The organism is Mitsuokella jalaludinii DSM 13811, assembly GCF_000702905.1.
In the GTDB taxonomy this organism is placed as follows: domain Bacteria; phylum Bacillota; class Negativicutes; order Selenomonadales; family Selenomonadaceae; genus Mitsuokella; species Mitsuokella jalaludinii.
This window is the reverse complement of record NZ_JNKR01000025.1, coordinates 1-22,342: the sequence shown is the minus strand read 5'-3', so window position 1 is coordinate 22,342 and position 22,342 is coordinate 1. Positions and strand designations below refer to the sequence as shown.

18 protein-coding genes are annotated in these 22,342 nt (G+C 59.0%); 2 read left to right on the top strand and 16 right to left on the bottom strand.

Going from position 1 to position 22,342, the window contains the following annotated elements; genetic code table 11:
• Positions 1 to 132 precede the first annotated feature (132 nt).
• From T518_RS09805 to T518_RS09755, 11 genes are all read right to left on the bottom strand, one after another.
• Positions 133 to 2,067 carry a penicillin-binding protein gene (locus T518_RS09805; protein WP_428829229.1) on the bottom strand — a complete coding sequence of 645 codons (1,935 nt, stop codon included), beginning with the start codon at positions 2,065 to 2,067 and terminating at the stop codon, positions 133 to 135.
• A 133-nt stretch (positions 2,068 to 2,200) separates the two neighbouring features.
• Entirely contained in the window at positions 2,201 to 3,379 is a 1,179-nt protein-coding gene (locus T518_RS09800; protein ID WP_051652290.1) for a toxic anion resistance protein, read from the bottom strand.
• 5 nt (positions 3,380 to 3,384) lie between these two features.
• A complete protein-coding gene (locus T518_RS11880) occupies positions 3,385 to 4,470 on the bottom strand; it encodes a 5-bromo-4-chloroindolyl phosphate hydrolysis family protein (protein ID WP_081828479.1) in 1,086 nt (361 codons plus the stop codon).
• Between the two features lie 14 nt (positions 4,471 to 4,484).
• On the bottom strand, positions 4,485 to 4,964 hold the full coding sequence (rlmH, locus tag T518_RS09790; RefSeq protein ID WP_036378544.1) for a 23S rRNA (pseudouridine(1915)-N(3))-methyltransferase RlmH: 480 nt from the start codon (positions 4,962 to 4,964) through the stop codon (positions 4,485 to 4,487).
• A gap of 12 nt (positions 4,965 to 4,976) precedes the next feature.
• Positions 4,977 to 6,074 (bottom strand): S1C family serine protease, encoded by a 1,098-nt coding sequence (locus T518_RS09785; RefSeq protein ID WP_051652289.1) that lies wholly within the window; start codon positions 6,072 to 6,074, stop codon positions 4,977 to 4,979.
• A 52-nt stretch (positions 6,075 to 6,126) separates the two neighbouring features.
• Entirely contained in the window at positions 6,127 to 6,882 is a 756-nt protein-coding gene (locus T518_RS09780; RefSeq protein WP_036378543.1) for an MBL fold metallo-hydrolase, read from the bottom strand.
• Positions 6,883 to 6,999: 117 nt separating this feature from the next.
• Entirely contained in the window at positions 7,000 to 7,896 is an 897-nt protein-coding gene (locus tag T518_RS09775) for an ATP-binding cassette domain-containing protein (protein WP_211248209.1), read from the bottom strand.
• Positions 7,878 to 8,924, bottom strand: coding sequence for an ABC transporter ATP-binding protein (locus tag T518_RS09770; protein ID WP_036378542.1), 1,047 nt, complete (start codon positions 8,922 to 8,924; stop codon positions 7,878 to 7,880). Before T518_RS09770 ends, T518_RS09775 begins: the two co-directional genes overlap by 19 nt.
• A gap of 84 nt (positions 8,925 to 9,008) precedes the next feature.
• Positions 9,009 to 10,583, bottom strand: a complete 1,575-nt coding sequence (locus T518_RS09765; protein WP_036378541.1) for an ABC transporter substrate-binding protein — start codon at positions 10,581 to 10,583, stop codon at positions 9,009 to 9,011.
• A gap of 43 nt (positions 10,584 to 10,626) precedes the next feature.
• Positions 10,627 to 11,550 (bottom strand): ABC transporter permease, encoded by a 924-nt coding sequence (locus T518_RS09760; RefSeq protein ID WP_036378540.1) that lies wholly within the window; start codon positions 11,548 to 11,550, stop codon positions 10,627 to 10,629.
• The gene (locus T518_RS09755; RefSeq protein WP_036378547.1) at positions 11,544 to 12,536 is read right to left on the bottom strand and encodes an ABC transporter permease; all 993 of its coding nucleotides are present in this window, start codon (positions 12,534 to 12,536) and stop codon (positions 11,544 to 11,546) included. Before T518_RS09755 ends, T518_RS09760 begins: the two co-directional genes overlap by 7 nt.
• Positions 12,537 to 12,739: 203 nt before the next feature.
• Here T518_RS09755 and T518_RS09750 point away from each other — a divergent pair, with 203 nt between their 5' ends.
• Positions 12,740 to 14,941, top strand: coding sequence for a Tex family protein (locus T518_RS09750; RefSeq protein WP_036378539.1), 2,202 nt, complete (start codon positions 12,740 to 12,742; stop codon positions 14,939 to 14,941).
• Positions 14,938 to 16,971 carry a nicotinate-nucleotide--dimethylbenzimidazole phosphoribosyltransferase gene (gene cobT / locus T518_RS12340; protein WP_051652288.1) on the top strand — a complete coding sequence of 678 codons (2,034 nt, stop codon included), beginning with the start codon at positions 14,938 to 14,940 and terminating at the stop codon, positions 16,969 to 16,971. The genes T518_RS09750 and cobT overlap by 4 nt, the downstream gene beginning before the upstream one ends.
• A gap of 89 nt (positions 16,972 to 17,060) precedes the next feature.
• On the opposite strand, the gene T518_RS09740 is transcribed toward cobT, so the two are convergent.
• The 5 genes from T518_RS09740 to T518_RS09720 all read right to left on the bottom strand — a co-directional run bounded on the left by T518_RS09740 (position 17,061) and on the right by T518_RS09720 (position 22,221).
• The gene (locus tag T518_RS09740) at positions 17,061 to 17,621 is read right to left on the bottom strand and encodes an HD domain-containing protein (RefSeq protein ID WP_005843075.1); all 561 of its coding nucleotides are present in this window, start codon (positions 17,619 to 17,621) and stop codon (positions 17,061 to 17,063) included.
• A 229-nt stretch (positions 17,622 to 17,850) separates the two neighbouring features.
• Positions 17,851 to 18,756: a succinate--CoA ligase subunit alpha gene (gene sucD, locus T518_RS09735; protein WP_036378538.1), complete on the bottom strand. Its 906-nt coding sequence runs from the start codon at positions 18,754 to 18,756 to the stop codon at positions 17,851 to 17,853.
• A 12-nt stretch (positions 18,757 to 18,768) separates the two neighbouring features.
• Positions 18,769 to 19,965 (bottom strand): ADP-forming succinate--CoA ligase subunit beta, encoded by a 1,197-nt coding sequence (gene sucC, locus T518_RS09730; protein ID WP_036378537.1) that lies wholly within the window; start codon positions 19,963 to 19,965, stop codon positions 18,769 to 18,771.
• Between the two features lie 12 nt (positions 19,966 to 19,977).
• Positions 19,978 to 21,063 carry an iron-containing alcohol dehydrogenase family protein gene (locus T518_RS09725; protein ID WP_036378536.1) on the bottom strand — a complete coding sequence of 362 codons (1,086 nt, stop codon included), beginning with the start codon at positions 21,061 to 21,063 and terminating at the stop codon, positions 19,978 to 19,980.
• Positions 21,064 to 21,105: 42 nt separating this feature from the next.
• Complete coding sequence (locus T518_RS09720; RefSeq protein WP_036378535.1) at positions 21,106 to 22,221, bottom strand: aldose epimerase family protein; 1,116 nt, start codon at positions 22,219 to 22,221, stop codon at positions 21,106 to 21,108.
• Positions 22,222 to 22,342 lie beyond the last annotated feature (121 nt).

Below are 22,342 nucleotides of genomic sequence, written 5' to 3'. Positions count from 1 at the left end.
CATACTTCAAGGGAGGTTTATTAAATCCTTTAAAGACTCATCGCTAAAGCTTTATCGAGCCCCTGGTCTAACCAGGGGTTTTCTATATACAAAAAAGCTGTTGCATCTGCAACAGCTTTTTTGATCCATATGTCACTGTGACTTGAACTGCACGGTCACGGTTGTCCCTTTGTCGACCAGCGTATTCGGGGCGATGCTCTGGCTGACGGCGTAGCCGGAGCCGTCGGGGTCGCAGTTCAGGCCGCGGTCGGCGGCGAGCTGGGCGGCTTCGCGCATGCTCTTGCCGGAGAAGTCGGGCACGACGACCTTGCCGTCGGGCACGGTACCGGAATACGACTTCTGCGTCTTGGCCGAAGGCTTCGCCTTCGACTCCATGCCGGCGAACGGGTCGCTCGACGGCTCGATGTGCAGGTAGCGGAAGAGCTGCGTGAAGATGCGGCTGGCCACCGGCGCGGCGATCTGGCCGCCGTAGTAATTGCCCGTGCCGGGGTCGTCGATCATGACGAGCACGGTGAGCTGCGGGTCCTCGACGGGAGCGAAGCCGCAGAACGAGGCGATGTAGTGGCCTTCCATGTAGCCGGAGCCGTCGGGGCGTATCTTCTGGGCCGTGCCCGTCTTGCCGGCAATGCGGTAGCCCTTGACGGCTGCCTTCTTGCCGCCACCGCTCGCGACGACCTGCTCGAGCAGTCCAACGAGCGTCTTGTCAGTGGCCGACTCAATCGTGCGGCGCACCTCTGTCGTGCCCTTCTCCTCGTAGATGGAGCCGTCGACATTCGTGATGGTCTTGACGATGTGCGGCTTTAAGAGCACGCCGTCGTTGGCGATGGCCGACATGGCCGTCACGAGCTGCAGCGGCGTCACGGCGATACTCTGGCCGATGGCCATCGTCGCGACGTCCGAGTCGCGCATGTCATCCGGGTTGAAGAGCAGGCCGCCCTCCTCGCCCGGCAGCTCGATGCCCGTCGGCATTCCGAAGCCGAAGAGCTTGGCGTAGTCCGTGAGCTTCTGCGCGCCGAGCCGCAGGCCGACCTGCGCAAAGCCCGTGTTGAGCGACTGCTTGACGACATCGGTGAAGGTGACGGTGCCGAAGCTCGTGCCGCTCCAGTTCTGGATGCGGCGGCCCGAAACCATGACGTAGCCCGGGTCGACGAAGACCTGGTTCGGCGAGACGACTTTCTCCTGCAGGGCGGCCGCGGCGACGACCGACTTGAAGGTCGAACCCGGCTCGTAGATGAAGGAGACGGCGCGGTTCTTCCAGACCTCTGGCGAGTAGTCGTAGAAGCTGTTCGGGTTGTACGACGGACGCGAGGCCATCGCGAGGACCTCGCCCGTCTTCGGGTTCATGACGACGCAGGTGATGGCCTGCGGATTGTTCTCAGCCATCGCGCGGTCAAGCTCCTGCTCGACGATGAACTGGATGCCGGCATCGAGCGTGAGCTCGACGTTCTTGCAGTACTCGCCCTTGTACTGGCGCTGGCTCGAGAAGATCGAGTCGAGGATCGGCCTGTTCTGGCGGTCCGTCGTCAGGTACTTCTCCTTGACCTCTCCCTTCAGCAGACCGTCGAGGCCCTGCTCGATGCCGTCGAGTCCCTTGTCGTCCGTGCCGACAAAGCCGAGGACGTTGGCCCCGAGGATGTCGTTGGGGTAGTAGCGCTTGGCCTCGTCGCGGAAGCCGACGCAGTCCGTGTACGACTTCTCGCGGACCAGCTTGCGCACAGCCTCGTACTCGTCGTGCTCCATGCGCCGCTTGACCCAGACGAAGCCGCCGCCTGCCGAGATATCATCGAGGATCTCCTGCTCGGGCATGTTGATGAGCGGCGCGAGGTCCGAGGCAAGTGCATCGGGATCCGAGACGTGATTCGGGTCGATGTACAGCGACTTCGTCATGAGGCTCACGGCCATCTCGCGGCCATTGCGGTCGGTGATCGTGCCGCGCGGGGACTGTATGGCCAGGTCGTACCCGACCTGGCTGCGCATGCGCTCCGACAGCTCATCTCCCGCTACGAGCTGCAGCCAGGCGTAGCGCAGTACCATGACACCAAAAAGGATGCCCATCACGTACACCATCGCCAGGATGTGCTTCTGCAGCCAAACACGTCTATCCATCTTCATCTCATTCGTTCACTCCAACTAGCCGGGATCACCGCCTGATGGCAATCCGCCTCTCGTTTTTTCTCATCCCTGTATTGTACCACATTTTTCATGGCTTCGCCTGACCAGCTTCACTCTGGCCGCTCCTGCCGCTGTGGCGCAAGAGTGTCTCGCGCAGACGGTCTTCGATGGAGGCGAGCTCTTTCTCGGCAGCCTGGCGCTTGGCGCGTCCTTCCTGCTGGATGCGCACCGTGTCCTCAATCGTCTGGATGAGCTTCTCGTTGACTTCGCGCACCGTCTCGACATCGACGATGCTGCGCTCGTTTTCCTTCGCTGTCTCGATAGAATTCTGCTTGAGCAGCTCTGCATTGCGCTTCAGGAGCTCGTTCGTCGTGTTGTTGACGGCCTGCTGCATGCGCAGGACTTTCTGCTGGGCCGAGAGGCCGAGCGCGATGACGAGCTGGTTCTTCCAGAGCGGTATCGTCGAGTAGATGGCTGTTTGCACGCGGTCGATGAGCGCCTTGTCGTTGTTCTGGATCAGGCGGATCTGCGGTGCCGTCTGGATGGCGATCGTCTTGCTGATCTTGAGGTCGTGCAGCTTCTTCTCGAAGCGGTTGACGCCCGCCTCGAAGTCCGCGACGACCTGCACAGCCATCGGGTCGTTGGCCGCGGCGGCCTGCGCGTGGAGCTTCGGCAGTGTCTCCGTGCGCATCTCCTCGAGCTTCTCCTCACCGGCCCGGATGTAGAGCTGCAGCTCCTTGAAGTAGGCAAAGTTCTCGTCGTAGAGGCGGTCGAAGAGCACGACGTCCTTCATCATCTTGAGGCGCGACTGCTCGAGTGCGCCGGCGATGCGCTCGACCTGCACCGAGAGCTTCTCGTAGCCCTGCTTGATGTTGTCCGTCTTATTGACGAGGCTGCCGAGGATCGGCACCTTGCGCAGAAAGCCGCCCTGGCTCTTCTCGTCGTACTCCTTGACCTCTGTCACGAGGCTAGCGAGCAATTGGCCGACCTCGCCGCTGTCCTTCGTGCGCACCTGCGCGAGGACGCTGTCGGAGAACGCCGCAATCTTCTTCTGCGCGGGCGCGCCGTACGTCAAGAGGGCCTCGGAGTCGGTCATGTCGATGCTGTCCTTGATCTGCTCGACTTTCTCCAGTTCCTCCGGTGAGAGCGCATCCACAGCCGCCTCGACCTCGCGCTCGACTTTCTCCGGCACGATGGCCTTCGTCGTGGTGCCCTGCTCTGCCTGATGGCGCGTCATGAGATCCGAAAGATCAATATCCTTTGCCATAAAAATCACCGCCTGTTACCTTGGTAGTACATATCATAGAAATCATCCATCGACATGAAGAGATAGCGCATGCCCTCGAAGAAGCCGACGATGCCGGGGATGGCCGTCCACCAGAAGAGCAGGTAGAGGATCCCCCACTTCGTCTTGCCCTGATAGAACTTGTGGGCGCCGATGCAGCCGCCGAAGATGGCGAGCGCGCTCATGATGAGCTTGTCCTTGAGGACGCTGCCGCGCAGTTCTTCCGGCATCGTGACGTGGAACGTGCTGGCCGCGCGGAAGGCGCGGCGGCGCGGATGCTTGCGGCCGCCGCGGTTCTGGAGGCCCGTTCCCTTGTGCACGACTGGCTCCTGCTTGTCGAAGAAGCGGCGCACATCCGCGAGGACGGTCGTCTTCTCCATCTCATTCTCCTGCACTGATGCCGCCGTCTTCTCCTCCTCATGACTTGGCAAGTTCTCGATGCCGTCAGCGGCCATCGTCTTCTGCAGGACGGAAAGCTCGGCGTCCATGTCGAGCAGCTTGTCGCTGAGGACGCGCTCGAATTCCTTCTCATACGCCTCGTCGAAGGAAGCGAGCGTATCTTTGATGTTCTCGCGCGTCTCGGCGACCTGCTCCGTATCAAGGCCCGTCTTCTCGAGCTCGCGGTACTCCTCGGCGAGTCGCGCCGCCCTGTCCTGGTACGTGTCGATGAAGCGGCGGGCAGCCGGGATGGCCTTCGGGTGCTTCTCGAGGTAGTCGAGCAGGTTCGCAGCGACCTGCTGCATCACGGCGAGCTGTTCGCGCAGCTCGCCGTCGCGTATCGTCCTGCGCGCCGCATCGACGCGCGCGTAGTCGCCCACGGCCTTCTGCCAACTCGTCTCGATGAGCTGTGCCTCGTCCTCTGAATACTCCTTGAGCTCGAGCTTGTGGTGGCGGTCGATGGCCCGGCCATCATAGGTCTTCGCCCGATAGCCAAAGTAGATGCAGAGGACTGTGAAGACAGCCGTCATACCGGCCGGCAAGGCGATGTAGTCGGGATTCTTGAGCAAATAATCGATGCTGCCACAGCCCAGCAGAAAGAAGAACGCGCTGAGGGACCACAAAAAGCCTTTCATACTGTCACCGCCTTTCACCAGTGGTATTTCTCACCGCGGTTGATCTTGAACGCGCGGTAGATCTGCTCGACGAGCAGCAGGCGCACCATCTGGTGCGTGAAGGTCATCGGCGAGAAGCTGATGCGCTCGTCCGCGCGGGCGCGCACCTCCTCCGAGAGTCCGAAGGCCCCGCCGATCAGGAAGGTGATGCTGCTCCTGCCCCGCAGCCCGAGGTCTGCAATCTCCTTGGCGAGCTGCTCGGAGGACTTGAGTTTCCCGTAGACGTCGAGCACGTAGAGATAGCTGCCCTCCGGCACGAGCTTCAGGAGCTTCTCGCCCTCTCTTGCAAGCGTCTGCTCCTTCTCAGCAGGCGACGGGGCCTCTGGCATCTTCTCCTCGTGGATCTCGCGGATCTCGACCTGTGCATAGGGCTTGAGCCGCTTGAGGAATTCTGCGATGCCGGCACTCAAATACTTCTCCTTGATCTTGCCGGCGCAGACAATCGTTATCTTCATGTTGGTCTCTTCTTATTTCTTATCCTGCGGCATCTCTTCGAGCGTGACATCGACCGTGCGCTCATGGTTGTTGCGGTCGATCGTCAGCGTGATCGTGTCGCCGACCTTGTGGGCGCTGACCTTCGCGCGCAGGTCTCCGATGCTGTTGACCTCATCGCCGTCGGCCTTGAGGATGATGTCGCCACGCTGCAGGCCGGCCTTGTCGCTCGGGCCGCCGAGCACGAGCTTGAAGACGTAGACGCCCTTGTCGATGGCGAGCGAGTAGCCGTAGCGGGCTGCCGTCTCCGGGTCAAAGACCGAGACGCCGAGGTATGGGCGCGCGACGTAGCCCTTGTCCATGAGCTCCTTGATGACCGACTGGACGGTATTGCTCGGGATGGCGAAGCCCATGCCCTCGACGCCGTTGGCCGCGAGCTTGACGCTGTTGATGCCGATGACTTCACCGTCGGCATTGACGAGCGCGCCGCCCGAGTTGCCCGGGTTGATGGCGGCATCCGTCTGCAAGAGCTTGACGCGGCTGTCGCTGTTGTCGAGCGTGCGGTTGAGCGCGCTGACCACGCCGCTCGTCACGCTGCCCCGGAACTCGAGGCCCATCGGGTTGCCGATGGCGATGGCCGGCTCGCCGACGACAATCTGGTCGGAGTCCGCAAACGTTGCCGTCGGCAGGTCTTTGGCGTCGATCTTGACGACGGCGAGGTCCGTGACCTCATCCGCGCCGACGACCTTGCCCTTGAGGCTACGGCCATCGGACAGCGAGACGATGAGCTCCTTGGCGCCGTTGATGACGTGGTTGTTCGTGACGATGTAGCCGTCACTCTTGAAGATGACGCCCGAGCCGACGCCCTCCGTCTCGATCGGGTTGTCGAACCAGTCGCGCGCGACGGCCTTGTTGGTGATGCCGACGACAGCCGGGCCGACAGTCTTGGCCGCGTACACGGCCGGCGTGTTGCGCGCACTCGAGATGCTATCCGTCGCGGCCTCTGCCGCAGCGCTCGACGAAGCGGCCGAGCAGCCGGCGTACGAGACGGCCGAGACGACAAAGGCAGCCGCGACGAGCACGGCGAGGCGTTTATGGTTCTTGTGGCTGAAATTCGAAACAATGCTCTTCATTTTGAGATTCCTCCGTTACCATCAAAGACAAGCAAAGACAACAATTGACTGCTCAGTGAAGGTGGACCGCCCGGTCCTGTGCCGTCATGCAGATGGGGATATCGAGCCCCTGGCGGTGCAGGATCTCCTCCACCGTGTTCTCGGCGAGTTCCGGCGTATTGTTCTTCTCTGAGAGGTGTGCGAGAAAGACATGCGCGGGCCGCTTCTTCATGCGCACGAGCGCCCAGGCGGCATCGGCATTGGCCAGATGGCCGCGGTTCGACAGAATGCGCCGCTTGAGTGCCCACGGGTAGTCGCCGTGCTTGAGCACCTCAGGGTCGTGATTGGCCTCGAGGACGAGCACGTCAGCTCCGTCGATGGCCTCCTGGACGCTCGCCGTCACGAAGCCGAGATCGGTCGCGAGCGTGCAGCGCGAGGAGCCCGTGATGCGGTAGCCCACGGGGTCCGCCGCATCGTGCGGGATGTTGAACGGGTCAATCGTCAGGTCCCCGATGCGGAACGCCCCCTCGATGGCGTGGAAGCGCTCCGCGGGGATGGCCGCGCGGCAGCTCATGTGCTCGATCGTCGCGCGCCGCGTGAAGATTGGCAGCTCATACCACTTCGAGAGCGTCACGAGGCCCGCGATGTGGTCGCGGTGCTCGTGCGTGATGAGCACGCCGTCGAGCGAAGCTGCGTCGACGCCCTCGGCTGCGAGCCCCTTCTTGATGCGCGTCGCGCTGATGCCCGCGTCGAGCAGGAGCCGCACGCCGTCCATCTCTACATAGACCGCATTGCCCTTGCTGCCGCTGGCGAGTACCGATACCTGCATGTCTCTTCCCCTATCTTAACCCCAAAAACTGTAAATGGTCTGCAATCTCCTGCAGACCATTCTATTATACACTATTTACGCCCACGGTGCAGAAAAGGTGATAGCTCTGAGCGGCTGTCATCCGCACAAGACATAGTGATCTCCATCATGAAGTTCCATATGCGTTCCAAGTACTTGGCCCCTGTCATAGCGATACATCGTCTTCTGCCGTTCTACTATCGGATCGGGGATATGCATGGCGGAGAGCAGTGACTGTGTGTAAGGATGCAACGGCTCTCGAAACAGCTTCTCCTTCGGCGCTATCTCCACCAGCTTGCCATCCAGCATGACTCCGACCGTATCACTCAGATAGCGGATTACACCAAGATCATGTGCGATGAACAGCATAGAAAACCCCTGTTCCCTCTGTAATTCGCGAAAGAGATTGACAATCTGTGCCTGCAGAGACACATCCATCGAAGCAATGGGTTCATCTGCGATGATCAGTCTAGGGCGCATCATCAAGGTACGGGCTATGGCAACGCGCTGGCACTGTCCACCGGACAGTTCACTGGGATGTTTCTCCAGATACGATGCACGGAGTCCTACTTTTTCCAGGACCTCTTCTGCTTTTTGACGGCAATCCTGTTCAGAAGAACGCAGATGCTGTATCCTGAGTGGTTCCTCCAAGATCTCTAGTACCGTCATGCGCGGGTTGAGTGCTGCCGTAGAATCCTGAAAGACGATCTGGACCTCTTTCCTCATCCTGGCTTGCTGTACAGCCTGGGCATGCTCTCCATTCACGACGACGCCTTCATAGTAGACATTGCCTTTCGTTGGTTTATAGATTCCCGAGAACAGTCGCGCAATGGTAGATTTCCCGCTTCCAGATTCACCCACCAGGCCAAATATCTCTCCCTCATGGATGGAAAACGAGACATTTCGGACGGCATGAACCGTATAGGTATCGCTCATGCGAAAATCCATTGTCAAATCTTCTGCCCCCATCAATACCTTTATTCCTTTTGTCTCCACGACCTGCTCCTCTCTGCCAATCTCACCGGCGGCTTTACCTTCGGTGCACGCGGGTCCAGCAGCCAAGTTGCTGCATAATGCGTATCCGAAACCCGCATCATTGGCGGCATCTTCTCATAATCAATCGCCAACGCATAAGCATTGCGCTCAGCAAACGCATCTCCAGGAGGAGGATTGAGCAGGGATGGTGGTATTCCCGGTATCGTATACAGCTCTTCTTCGGGATTGGCAAAAACGGGAAGTGCAGATAACAACCCCCAGGTATATGGATGTTGTGGACGATAATAGATATCCTCCGCTGTGCCGATTTCAACAATCTTTCCTGCATACATGACCGCTACGCGATCCGCAATCCTGGCAACCGCTCCCAGATCATGCGACACAAATACGATAGAGACTCCTGTCTTATCGCGCAATTCACGGAGAAGGTCAAGAATCTGTGTCTCCACGGTAACGTCAAGAGCGGTTGTCGGTTCGTCTGCCAACAAGAGCTTAGGCCGCATCGCCAACGCTATCGCTATGACACATCGCTGACGCATACCACCAGAAAAGAAATGTGGCTGGAGCTTCAAGCGCTGTTCTGGGTCTGGTATCCCGACAAGTTCCAGCATCTCAATAGCGCGCTCCCTTGCCGCCGCTCTGCTCATATCACTGTGTTTCAAGATGGCCTCTATAATCTGCTTGCCGACGGGAATGGTCGGATTCAAGGTCAGCATCGGATCCTGGAATATCATAGAGACATCCCGGCCGCGCAAAGCCCGCATCTGTTTTTCTGTATAATGAGTGATATCCATCCCCTCAAGCAAGACACGCCCTTGCTTGATTGTAGCGTTATGCGGCGGACGGCTGGGCAACAATTTCAAGAGGCTCTTGCACAGAACACTCTTCCCACAGCCAGATTCTCCTACCAGGCAGAGAATCTCGCCACGCGCTACCGATAAATCAACGCCTCTTACAGCCTCTACCTCACCTTCTGGCGTAAAGAAACTGACCGCATAATCTTTCAATTCCAGTACCGCTTGTTTCATCATTTTCTCCTGACCGATGATAACAGATTAGACCGATCGCAAACACGAACGGTCTAATCCACTGTCTTTATACGATTTTCCCTGTCAGCGTTTAATCGTCCAATTCTCGATATTCCACATGACACCGACTGAATGATGGCCAAGAACGCGCGTCGTATCTAGTCCATCGATACCGGCGATACCGACGTAATTGCCATCGAGATAGGCTGTCAGCAGAATACCAGGATGCTGGCTGTAGATCTTCTCGAATTCACCATAGATCTTCTTGCGTGCATCCACATCCTTCGTATGACGCCCCTCACGCAATGCCTGATCTACTTCAGGATTCGAGTAATGCATGGTGTTGCCACTCGCATTGGTAACAAACTGCGAATAAATCATATCTGGGTCGAACTGGGTCGCATAACCGGCCAGGAAGCCATCATAACCGGCTTTCCAGTCAAATTTCGTGACCAAAACGACTTCCATATCAACGCCAGCTTTTTTCAGCATACTCGACATCAGGTTCGCAATATCGACACGCTCTTCTTCGTAATCACGCGTCTGGATCCTGAAATGGAATTTCTGACCATTTCGTTCATAGATCCCATCACTGCCCTTTTTCCAGCCAAGCTTTTCCATCTCCTGCGCGAATCGATCCAGGTCATACGAGTAGATATCGGCTTCCGGATTGGTCCCGAGCGGATTTCGCTGGATGGGGCTATAGGCAACAATCCCCTGCCCCTCCAATACACCATCAATGATGGCTTTCTTATCCAAAGCAAGATTCAATACGCCAATGGAGTCCGCATTCTTCTTCCAGAAATCGGAATTCATATCCATGGCTGCACCACGATAGTCCGCCGTCTTGAAGTCCCACGTCTTATACGACTTGTTATCCCGGAACTTTGCTGCATACTTGGAGTTCAGCCAGGCCAGGTCCGCCTCGCCCGACTGAAGCATGGCTGCCTTTGTCGTCTCATTGGAAACCGTCTTATACACAATGCGTTCGATATTCGGCACTTTGTCGTAATAATCGGCATTGCGTTCCAGCGTAATCATACCGCCAGCCGTATCCCATCTCACGAATTTATAGCGTCCCGTGCCAATCGGATGCTGATTGAAGGCATCCGTGTTGACATCCTTGCCCTCCAGAAGATGTTTGGGCAGGATTCCCATAGTAAAGTAGTCCAGCATCGCCGCATCGTATTGCTTTAAGGCAATCACTACCGTATAAGGATCCGGTGCTGTCACGCTCGTGATATCTTCGTAATTCGACGTAATCGATGATGCAAGCGTCTTATCCTCTGTCAGTTCCTTGTAGGTATAGACAACATCATCTGCGGTGAAGTCCTTGCCATCATGCCATTTTACGTCATGACGGAGATGGAAGGTGTAGGTATTCGCGGCTTCATCGTAGTCATAACTCTCAGCAAGATCCGGTATCGGCTTTCCATTTGCATCATACTTCATCAAGCCAGAAAAGATGATATCCGGAAGTTCTTCATGGTTGTTCAGCAACGGGTTAATGGTACTTTCCGATTCTCCAGCATACACGAGTGTATTGCTCATGTCTGCCTTTCCCTGGTCGTTAGCAGCCTCCTTAGAGCCGCATCCTGCCAAAGACAGGCTCAAGAGCAAGATACATAGAGCAGATAAGATTGATAAGGTTTTTTTCATGAAGCGTACTCCTCCCTCTCTCAATAAAAACCCCTTAAAGATATTATAGATTGCTTGCCTTACGATTGCCTTCCTTCCGGAAATGATAGGCAATATTGGTAATGCACAGCAAAGTTGTCACTAGGAATAAGCCCGGAAATATAACGACCCACCAGGTATCCAGAAGCAGAGCTTTGTTTGCCAAAGATAACATACTCCCCCAAGAGATTGTCGTAACAGGAAGCCCCAATCCCAGGAAACTCAGCGTGGATTCCATGATCATGCAGGAACTGATTGACGAGACCAATACAAACATGATGGCAGAAACAAGGTTTGGAACGAGATGATGGATCATCACATAAGGAAAACTAGCATGACAGGCACGCGCATAGAGGATGAATTCACTATCGCGTATCTGACGTACTTCTCCACGCACAATACGGGCTAAGCCAAACCACCCCGTAATCCCGATGATGATCGAAATCGAGACCACACTGCCATCTCCAAATGCGGCAGAGAGAACGAGCACGAACAGGATGGACGGAATACTGCCACACAGTTCTGCAAAGCGCATCAAGATGAAGTCCACGCGCTCGCCTGCTACACCACTGATACAGCCATATGGAATCCCGATGGCGGCAATAATGGATGCCCCCAGCAAGCCAACCAGGATTGATACGCGCCCTCCATACCACATCATCGAGTAAAGATCCCGCCCCAGCGAATCCGTGCCAAAACGAAATTCCTGTCCTGGCGGTCGATTGAGGTCGGACAGGTAAAAATCGGTAGGATCATGATTGGCCAGCAAAGGTGCAAAGACACACCCCAGTACAATGAGCAGCAAGATTGCCATGGAAAAAAGCGGCATGCCCTTGATCCTTGCCCGCCAAGACAGGTCTCTCCCTTGTGATACATGCGACCTGTATCCCGCTCCTACTAAGCGGAATGCATCACGGTCTGGCTGTTGCGAAAGTCCCTGCTCTACCATCGAATCACACCTGCCTCTCGCATACGGGGATCGATCTGTTCATTGATCATCTGAGCGACAAAACTGCCCAAGAATACAAGAGCGCCCGTAATCAGCGTCGTTACCATCAACAAGTTGTAATCATGATATTTCGCGCTTTCTACCGCAAGATTGCCGATCCCCGGATAATTGAAGACAGCTTCCACTACAATCGTTCCACCGGTCACATGAGGGATGGAAATCGCCATGATGTTGACAATCGTCGGGGCCACATTGCGAAGGCAATGCTTCCAAACAACTTCACGCCGCGTCAGCCCCTTGGACTTGGCCAGAAGGACATAGTCTCTGCGTACCTCATCGAGCAATTTATTCCGGATCATGTACGCGTAATACCATAGATGACTCGCAATCATGACGACAAGTGGCAGGATCAGGTGCTGGATCCGGTTGAGGATATCTTCCGATTTCCCGATATCATAAGCACCGCTGCTGGGCAGCCAGCCGAGATGAATGCTGAAAATCAGTACCAGGACGACACCCAGCCAGAAAGCCGGGATATAATAGGCGGCCGTCCCCACCTTGCAGATGGTCTTGTCCAGCCAGTCTTCTTCATGCAGTGTGCAGAAAACCGCCAACAAGATGGCAAAGGCAAATACCAGGATATAGGCAAGGCTGCCAAGCAGAAGTGTATTGCCCAACAAGGGGAAGACAACATCTGCCACAGGCATCTTGTATTTGAGCGAGATCCCAAAATCTCCCTGCAAACTGTTCAAAAGCCAGTATGCGTATTGGGCAAACATCCCCTTGTCAAGCCCCAACCGTTCTCTTGCCGCATCTTGCTCGGCCTGAGACATCATCTCCAACGCGTCACCATAAAATGACTGCAACGGATCTCCCGGGGCCATACGAGCGAGGAAAAAAAGCACAATGGACAACACGAACATGACCAGCAAAAAAAAGAAGCACCGTCGCAAGACTCCATGCCAAAACCAGTGATTCCTGATCATCTCCACCCCCATTCTCATGAAATACCATTCTATCGCATTCTATATTGAAAAATTATAACATTCCAGAAGGTTATGCAACAAGCCGGGTGGGGGGATAATATTCAGCTGCAAGCTGCGATTCAATGTGTATATGGCTTTTACCGATATGAATCATGACAAGTATGGTATACTGAATGATAGAATTCAGAGAGAGAGGGGTTTCCATGCTGGAAAAAGACATATATCCAAAGATCGCATCGGAGCTCAAGGTGCAGCCGCATCAGGTCGAGGCGGCGGCCAAGCTGCTCGACGAGGGCAATACCGTGCCGTTCATCGCGCGCTACCGCAAGGAGGCGACGGGATCGCTCGAGGACGAGCAGCTGCGCGAGCTCGAGGAGCGCCTCGCGTACCTGCGCGGCCTCGTCAAGCGGCAGGAAGAAATCCTAGCCAAAATCGAGGAGCAGGGAAAGCTGACGGATGACCTGCGCCGGGCCATCGAGAAGGCGACGAAATTGCAGGAGCTCGAGGACCTCTATCTGCCCTACAAGCAGAAGAAGCGCACGCGCGCGCAGATTGCCCGCGAGCGCGGCCTCGAGCCGCTCGCAAACCGCATGCTGCTCGCGAGTGACCAGAAGGGCAGCCCGGAAGCGATTGCGGCGGCCTTCTGCCAGGAAGACAAGGGCGTCGCGACGGCTGAGGACGCGCTGCAAGGGGTGATGGACATCGTGGCCGAGACCTTCATGGAGGAGGCGAAGGTCCGCCAGTCCATGCGCGAGCACATCACGAAGACGGGCAGCCTGCAGACGGAGCTCGCAAAAGATGCACCCGAGGAGAGCCAGCAGGTATTCCGCATGTACGAAGCCTATGAGGAGCCCGTCCACCGCCTGCCGCCGCACCGCATCCTCGCCATCAACCGCGGCGAGAAGCTCGGCTGCCTCAAGGTCATGCTCGCGACGGACCACGAGGAGAACTGCCGGCTCATCGAGCGCCAGCTGCACCGCGCGCCGTCCATCTGGACGAAGTACCTGCAACTCGCCATCGAGGACGGCTACAAGCGCCTGCTGCTGCCGTCCCTGACGCGCGAGATCCGCACCGCGCTGACAGAAAAAGCCGAGAAGCACGCCATCCACCTCTTCGGCGTCAACCTGCGCCAGCTCCTGCTGCAGGCGCCGCTCGCGGGCCACACGGTCATGGGGCTCGACCCCGGCTACCGCAACGGCTGCAAGATGGCCGTCGTCGACCCGACGGGCCGCGTGCTCGACTACGGCGTGCTGCAGATCACGCAGAGCGACCGCGCGCGCGAGGCGGCCGCCGCGCGCGTACTCACCTCCATCCGCAAGAACGGCGTGACCCTGCTCTCGATCGGCAACGGCACGGCCTCCTACGAGACGGATCAGTTCGCCGCCGCGCTGATCCAGGACAATCATCTCAAGGATGTCCACTACCTCATCACGAACGAGGCCGGTGCCTCCGTCTACTCGGCCTCCAAACTCGCCAAAGAAGAGCTGCCGGAGTACGACGTCGTCATCCGCGGCGCCGTCTCGATCGCGCGCCGCGTGCAGGACCCGCTGGCCGAGCTCGTCAAGATCGACCCGCAGGCCATCGGCGTCGGCCAGTACCAGCACGATGTCAACCAGAAAGAGCTCGCGAGCACCCTCGATGCGACGATCGAGTCCGCCGTCAACCACGTCGGCGTCGATCTCAACACAGCCTCTGCCGCCCTGCTGCGCCACATCGCCGGCATCAACGCGACGACGGCCAAGAACATCATCGCCTACCGCAACGAGCACGGCGTCTTCACGAGCCGGCGTCAGCTCCTGAAGGTCCCACGCCTCGGTCCGGCTGCCTTCACGCAGTGCGCGGGCTTCCTGCGCATCCACGGTGCCAAGTCACCGCTCGACAACACGCCCGTCCATCCCGAGTCGTATGCGCTCGCCGAGAAGATCCTGCAGAAGCTCGGCTTCACGCTGCAGGACCTCCGCGCCCCCGAGCAGCTCGAGCGCATGAAGCTCAAGCGCCGCCTCTTAGACGAGCGCAAAGAGCGCGAACTCGCCGCAGCGCTGCAGGCCGGCGCGCCGACGGTCCACGACATCCTCGACGCCCTCGTGAGCCCGGGACGCGACCCGCGCGCCGACCTTCCGGCACCGCTGACGCGCCAGGCCATCGTCAAGCTCTCAGAGCTCAAGCCCGGCACCATCCTGCGCGGCACGGTCCGCAACATCACGGACTTCGGCGCCTTCGTCGACATCGGCCTGCACGAGGACGGCCTCATCCACATCTCCGAGCTCGCGAAGCGGCGCGTCAAGCACCCGCTCGAAGTCGTCTCCATCGGCCAGGTCCTGCGCGTCATGGTCATCAGCGTCGACGAGAAGCGTGGCCGCATCGGCCTCTCTCTCAAGCGGGTACCAGAGGAGGTGAGCGTATGAATGTATTTCAAGACCGGCTCGCAGCCCTCTCCCTCGAGGAGATCCTGCCGCGGATAACAGCGCCCGGCACCGCCGTATCCATGCAGGCGCGCCTGCGCATGGCATCGTACCTTAGCGGCATGGAGAAGAGCCTAGGAGGGCTCGCCCCGATGCTCTTCCACTGGCTCGACATCTGCAACGAGCTGGACCCCAGAGCGCCGCGCAAGGCTGTCGTCATCTGCTGCGCCGACCACGGCGTCGCCGCCGAGGGCGTCAGCGCCTATCCGCAGGAGACGACGCTCGAGATGGTGCGCAACTACACGATACGCCAGGGAGCCGCCGCCAACGCGTTCGCGGCCTGCGCCGGAGCGCGCCTGCTCGTCAACGACATGGGCATCGCCGCCGACACGAGCGATGTGCCCGCCCTCTTCCAGACGCGCATCGCCAACGGCACGAAGAACATGGCCGAAGGCCTTGCCATGACGCGCGAGCAGGCCGTTGACTCCATCAAGGTCGGCCTGCTCATCGCCGATTCCCTCGCCGCACAGGGCTTCGACTGGTTCCTGCCCGGCGAGATGGGCATCGCCAACACGACGGCGAGCGCCGCGATTGCCGCAGTCGCCTGCCACAAATCGCCCGAGGAAGTCACGGGCCGCGGCACGAACATCTCCGACGAACGCCTCAAGAAGAAAGTAGGCGTCGTGCGCCGCGCGCTGCAGGTCAACCAGCCCGATACCGAAGACGCCATCGACATCCTCGCCAAGGTCGGAGGCTTTGAGTTCGGCTGCATCGCCGGCATCATCCTCGGCGCAGCACTCCATCATAAGCTCGTCATCCTCGACGGCGCCAACTGCGGCGCTGCCGCCCTGATTGCCTGGAAGCTCGCGCCGGCCTCCACCGCCTACACGATGGCCTCGCACCTCGGCTCCGAGAAGTCCCACCGCTATATGCTCGAGACACTCGGCCTTCGCCCCTTCCTCCACCTCGACCTGCGCCTCGGCGAGGCCATCGGCTCCTCGATTGCGAGCAACATCCTCGAGAGCCTGCTCGCGAGCTGGCATGTCCTGCTCCAAGGATTCTCAGAGGAGATGGGCCGCTATACGCTCTTCCAGCTCCTGCACGAGCATGGCTTTGGCGACCTCGACATCACGGCTTTCCCACAGGTGGAGGTCGATAAGGACGCCCTCGTCGACCATTGCGAGATGCGGGAGGAAGAAGTGCATCTGACAGACAAGACCTTCGACTTCTACCTCAACACCATGCCCACGCCCGACAAAGAGGCAATGGCTGCCTGCAAGGCGCGCATCGACAACCTGACCAAACCGGTCGACAGCCTCGGCTGCCTCGAGCAGATTGCCACGGAACTTTCCGGCTGCACGGGCGTCGAGCGGCCAGAACTCGCGATGAGCCGGACGGCCCTGCTCTACTTCACCGAGAAAGAAGACGTGCCACCCGCGCTGACGCGCATGATGGCGACGCAGGCGGCCTATGCGGGCATGAAATTGGCCATCGCCCATCTCGACTGCGAGAAAGGCGCACAGGCAGCCTTCGACTTCGGCCGTGAGGAGAGCGAGCGCTATGCCACCATGAACGAACTCATCGCGCTGGCAGCCGATGAAGTCGGAGACGATCCCCGCGGCACGATGGACAGCGCCCTGCGCAAAGCCCTGCTCCGCGAGGACGGCACGCTGCGCTATGCGGCAGACGATTTCCTCGCGCATGTGCCAGAGCGCTATCAGCCTGCCGTCTCCGCGCTGCTCGGCGCGATGATTGCCGCCGCCCACAACGGCGCCATGGTCCTGCTCGACAGCGAAGCCGTGCAGATCGTCGCGCGCTACGCCATGAAGATCGCGCCAGAGCTCTGCGCCTACCTGCTGCCCGTCCAGCCGCAGCTCGTCGACCTCGGCGCGCTTCTGCCGGGCCTCACAGCAGGCTACGGCCTGCAGATCCTCCGCGCCTCACTCTTCATGCTCAACGAGATGAAGACCTTCGACGAAGCCAATGTCTCGACCGCGAGCGACGGCCCCGGCGCCAAGCGCCAGCACCGCTGAGCCCCTTCATCAAGAGAATCCAGATACAAGAAAAGCTATGGCCTCGTGCATCTGCACCGCCATAGCTTTTCTTGTATAGGACCGTATCTTCAGAAGCCCAGCTCTTCTTTATGTGCCTGCATGCCGTCGATGCAGCACTGCATGACCTCGCCCGCTTCCATGCCGAGCATCGCGAAGCCCTGCTTGATGATCTCACGGCTGCACTTCGCGGCGAAGCGCTTGTCCTTGAATTTCTTCTTGAGGCTCTTGACGGCCATGCCATCGAGCCCTTCCGGGCGCATGAGGGCGTAGGCCTGCACGATGCCTGTGAGCTCATCGACGGCAAAGAGGCTCTTCTCCATGTCCGTCTCGGGCTTGGCTTCTTCTGTCGTGATGCCGTAGCCGTGCGAGATGATGGCGCGGATGTCCTCCTCGGGCACGCCCTCTGGCTCCAGGAGCTCGCGGACGTGCAGGCAGTGCTCATCCGGGTATTTCTCATAGTCGACGTCGTGCAGATAGCCGACGGCCTCCCAGTGCTCCTTGTCTGCGCCGAAGTGGTCGGCCATCGCACCCATCGCGGCGCTGACCGCCGCCGCATGCGTGAAGAGATGTGCTTCCGTCGTGTGCTTCGCCAAGATCTTCTTTGCCTGTTCGAGTGTCAATGCTTCCATGAAAAGACCTCCATCTGTAAGTTGCTGTACTTCTTATTGTAACCATCTGTCCGTGAACATGCAACCACTGCAACCGCCAGACTTATCCACATTGTGCACAGACTTTCCTGTGGATACTGTGGATAAATCGTTACCATGCGCAATATGCATCGCTGCTGCTCCCCAGATGCTGTGGATAACCTTGTGGACCAAAAAAGAGAGGCTCGCCTGCCTCTCTTTTCCTATGCAATCAGCACGTATGACACTTATCATAGATGCCGCGCTCCTTGAGCGTCTTGACGACGGTCTCGCCGATATGGGCGACTGTGTCCGCGACCTCGATGCCGACCGCATGCAGTGCCTTGATCTTGTCATCAGCCGTGCCCTTGCCGCCCGATATGATGGCACCGGCATGGCCCATGCGCTTGCCCGGAGGCGCCTGACGGCCAGCGATGAATGCAGCCACAGGCTTGTCCGGCATGTTCGCCGCAATCCACTTCGCCGCATCTTCCTCAGCCGTGCCGCCGATTTCGCCGATCATGAGCACGGCGAGCGTCTCGGGATCTTCCTTGAAGAGCTTCAGCGCGTCGATGAAGTCCGTTCCCTTGACGGGGTCGCCGCCGATGCCGATGGCCGTCGTCTGGCCGATGCCAGCGGCCGTCAGCTGGAACGTCGCCTCATACGTCAGCGTGCCCGAACGGGAGATGACGCCGACATGGCCCTTGCGGTGGATGTAGCCCGGGATGATGCCGAGCTTGCACTCGTCAGCCGTCAGGATGCCCGGGCAGTTCGGCCCGATGAGATGCGTCTTATGGCCTTCCATATAGCGGCGCACCTTGATCATATCCTGGACCGGGATGTGCTCGGTGATGCAGACGACGACATCGAGGTCCGCGTCGACGGCCTCCATGATGGAGTCCGCTGCAAAGCGCGCCGGCACGTAGATAACCGAAGCCGTGGCTCCCGTCGCCTCCACTGCCTCGCGCACTGTGTTGAACACTGGCACGCCGCAGGCAATCTGACCGCCCTTGCCGGGCGTCACACCACCGACGACCTTCGTGCCGTAGTCGATCATCTGCTGCGTGTGGAAGGCCGCGGCCTTGCCCGTGATGCCCTGCACGATGACCTTCGTGTCTTTATGAACTAAGATTCCCATCTCGCGTCCTCCTCATGCTCTGCCGTCGGCTTCTTTGACGAGCCGGACAATCGTTTCTGCGCCGCCTTCCATGGTGGGAGCCATGATGACGTTCGCGATCGGCGTATCCTGGAGGATCTCGCGGCCGCGCTCCACATTCGTGCCCTCTAACCGCACGACGACGGGGACTGGCAGGGATTTCCCATCCTCGGAGATCATCTTGGCCGCATCGACGATGCCCTCGGCGACGAGGTCGCACTTGTTGATGCCGCCAAAGATGTTGACGAAGATGCCCTTGGCCTGTCCGCCGTCGAGCATGATGCGGAAGGCCTCCGCGATCTTCTCCGGCGTCGAGTCGCCGCCGACATCGAGGAAGTTCGCCGGCTCACCACCGTAGTACTTGATGATGTCGACCGTGGCCATCGCCAGGCCGGCGCCGTTGACCATGCAAGCGACATCGCCGCCGAGGTTGACGTAGTTGAGGCCGGCCTTGGCCGCACGGCGTTCCTTCGGGTCTTCCTCCGTCTCATCGCGCAGCTCTTCAAGGTCTGGATGACGGAAGAGCGCGCTGTCATCGAAGTTGAGCTTGGCGTCGAGCGCCATGACCTCCGCGTCTTCCGTGACGACGAGCGGATTGATCTCCGCAAGGCTGCAGTCCTTGCCAACGAAAGCCCGGTAGAGGTTCATCATGAGCTTCGTGGCCTTGCGCACGGCATCGTGCGGGAAGTGCATGCCATAGGCCATGCGGTTCGCCTGGAATGGCAGCAGGCCGACGGCCGGGTCGATGTACTCCCTGAGGATCTTGTCCGGCATCTCCGCTGCGACCTTCTCAATCTCCATGCCGCCCTCTTCCGAGCCCATCATGACGATGCGCGCCGTCTGGCGGTCAATGACAAAGGAAAGGTAGTATTCCTTCTTGATGGCTGCTCCTGCCTCAATGAGCAGGCGGTTGACACGCTTGCCGGCAGGACCGGTCTGATGCGTGATGAGGACTTTGCCGAGGAGCTCTTCCGCTGCCTTCTCCACAGCCTCGAGCGAGTGGACAACCTTGACGCCGCCGGCCTTGCCGCGGCCGCCCGCATGGATCTGTGCCTTGACGACGACGGTATCCGTGCCGAGCTCTCTGGCATTCTCCACGGCCTCTTCGACCGAGAATGCCGGCTTGCCAGTGGGGACATTGACGCCGTACGAGCGCAGGATCGCCTTACTCTGGTATTCATGAATATTCATGGGCAACCTCTCCTATTTCTGTTTGCTATGATATGCCTCAATCTTCTCAGCAGCCTCATGCAGCATGTCCTGCGTGACCTTGTAGGGCATGATGCGCACGTCCTGCTTCTTCTCCGTCGCGCGGAAGACGCGCCGGATATCCTCCTCGCTCGCGCAGGTCTCCTCGCGGCAGGTCGGCAGGCCGATGCTCTGGCAAAACGCATAGAAGCGCTTGAACTCCTCCTCCTGCCCATCGCAGAGCAAGAGGAGCAGGATGCCGTAGGCGACGAGGCCGCCGTGCTGACGGCACTGCTCGGCCGCCGGCAGGTTGGCGAGCTCCACAAAGAGCTGATGCGCGATGTGGCCGTTGAATTCTGGCGCCGCGAAGTTCGAGACGAGGCCGCTCGTCATGACGATGGCGAGGATGACTTCCTCGAACGCCGGGCTGACGACGTGGCGGCGATTGTCGGCAACGGCCTGCTCGCCATAGGCATAGAGCGGGTCTAAGCACATGCGCGAGAGCGCGATGCCCATGCCGTCGCGGTGCTGGAGCTTGCGGCCGCGCGAAGCGATGGCTGCCTCGTAGTACTTGGCCATTGTATCACCGATGCCGCGCAGCAGGTATTCGACCGGCGCCTGCGCCATGATGCGGCTGCAGAGGAATACGTGGACCGGCGGTATCGTCGAGTAGAGGTAATCCTGGAACTTCCCATCCGGCGTATAGATCGTCGCGATACTGGCCGCTGCGGCGCAGCTGCCCGCGACCGTCGGGAACGTAAAGTACGGCTTGTTCTGGCGATGGGCTACGGCCTTTGCAGTATCGATGGCCTTGCCACCGCCCACCGCAAAGATCATATCCGCCTCCTGCACGGCCGAGTCCTCGCTGATGCGCTCGATATTCTCGTCGGAGCTCTGACCGCCCGCGTGAATGAAGCCCGTGAACTCCAGGCCCACACCCTCTACCGCGCGCACCATCTTCTCCTGTGCCGCCTCGATGCCCTTGCGGCCACCGATGACGACGACGCTCTTGCCGTAGCGCGGGCAGACCTCGCGGATCTTCTCATACGCCTCGACACCAATCGTGTAATTTGGGAAAATCATCGTGTAGCGATCTTTCATCTCAAATCCCCCTTTCCGGGTCTTTTGGTGATACTCAGTCACTCAATCCTTCTGGCCGAGGACGTATACCGTCTGTGCCTTCCACGTGTCGCCCTTCTTGAGGATTGGCTGCGGGAAGTTCGGGTTAGCAAAGGCATTCGGGAAGTACTGCGTCTCGAGGCAGAAGCCCGTGCGGCGCTGGAACTCCACGCCATCCTTGCCCGGCAGGCCGCCGTTGAGGTAGTTGCCCGTGTAGAACTGGACGCCCGGCTGCGTCGTGTAGCAGGTCAGCGTGAAGCCCGACTGATCCGACTCCGCATACGCTGCCTTTTTGAGGCCACCGCCTACGTAGTCAATCGGGCAGCTCGGGTCGCTCGGCTTCGTCTCGACGACCGACTTCTCATCGCGGATGACCCAGTTGTGGTCATAACCATGGCCCATGACGAGCTCATCGAAATCGTCGTCGATGTGCTCACCGATGCGCGTCGGCTGACGCAGGTCCATTGGCGTGCCGGCGACATCGAGGATGCGGCCGTCCGGCAGCGATTCAGCATCGGCCCAGGTGTACTTGTCGGCGAAGATCTGGATCTTCTGGTCGAGCACCGGACCCGAGGCAAAGCCGTTGAGATTGAAGTAAGCGTGGTTCGTGAGGTTGCAGACCGTATCGGCATCCGAGACAGCCTCGTAGCGGATGGAGAGTTCATTGTCGTTCGACAGCGAGTAGAGGACATGGACCGTCATATTGCCGGGATAACCGCCCTCACCATCGGCTGCATGATAGGTGAACTTCACGCACTGGTCCGTCTCCTCCGCCGTCCAGAGTTTCTGGTGGAAGCCCTGGAAGCCGCCGTGGATGTGGTTCTGATTGTGAGAGCCCGTGTTGAGATCGAGCTGGTACGTCTTGCCGTCAATCGTCACCTTGCCGCCAGCGATGCGGTTGGCATGGCGGCCGACGAGGCCGCCCATGCTCGTATTGTCCTTCTCGTAGGCAGCGCCATCTGCGTAGCCGAGCACGATATCCGTGCGCTTGTGGTCCTTTCCATAGGCGCTCCATGCCACAAGTCTCGCGCCGTACGTCGTGACCTTGACTTCCGTTCCCTTTGTATTGCGCAGCGTGTAGAGCTCTACCTCTCTGCCATCGCTCAATTTGCCAAACGATTCCTTTTTGATTGTAGCCATGAAGTATACCTCCCGAAATAAATTGATATCGCCGAATTGCTAATGATTTCGGATAATTCCATACGACTTTACTTTACTATTTCGGCGCCTCCTTGTCAAATTCCTGTTCAAGGCCATCTCT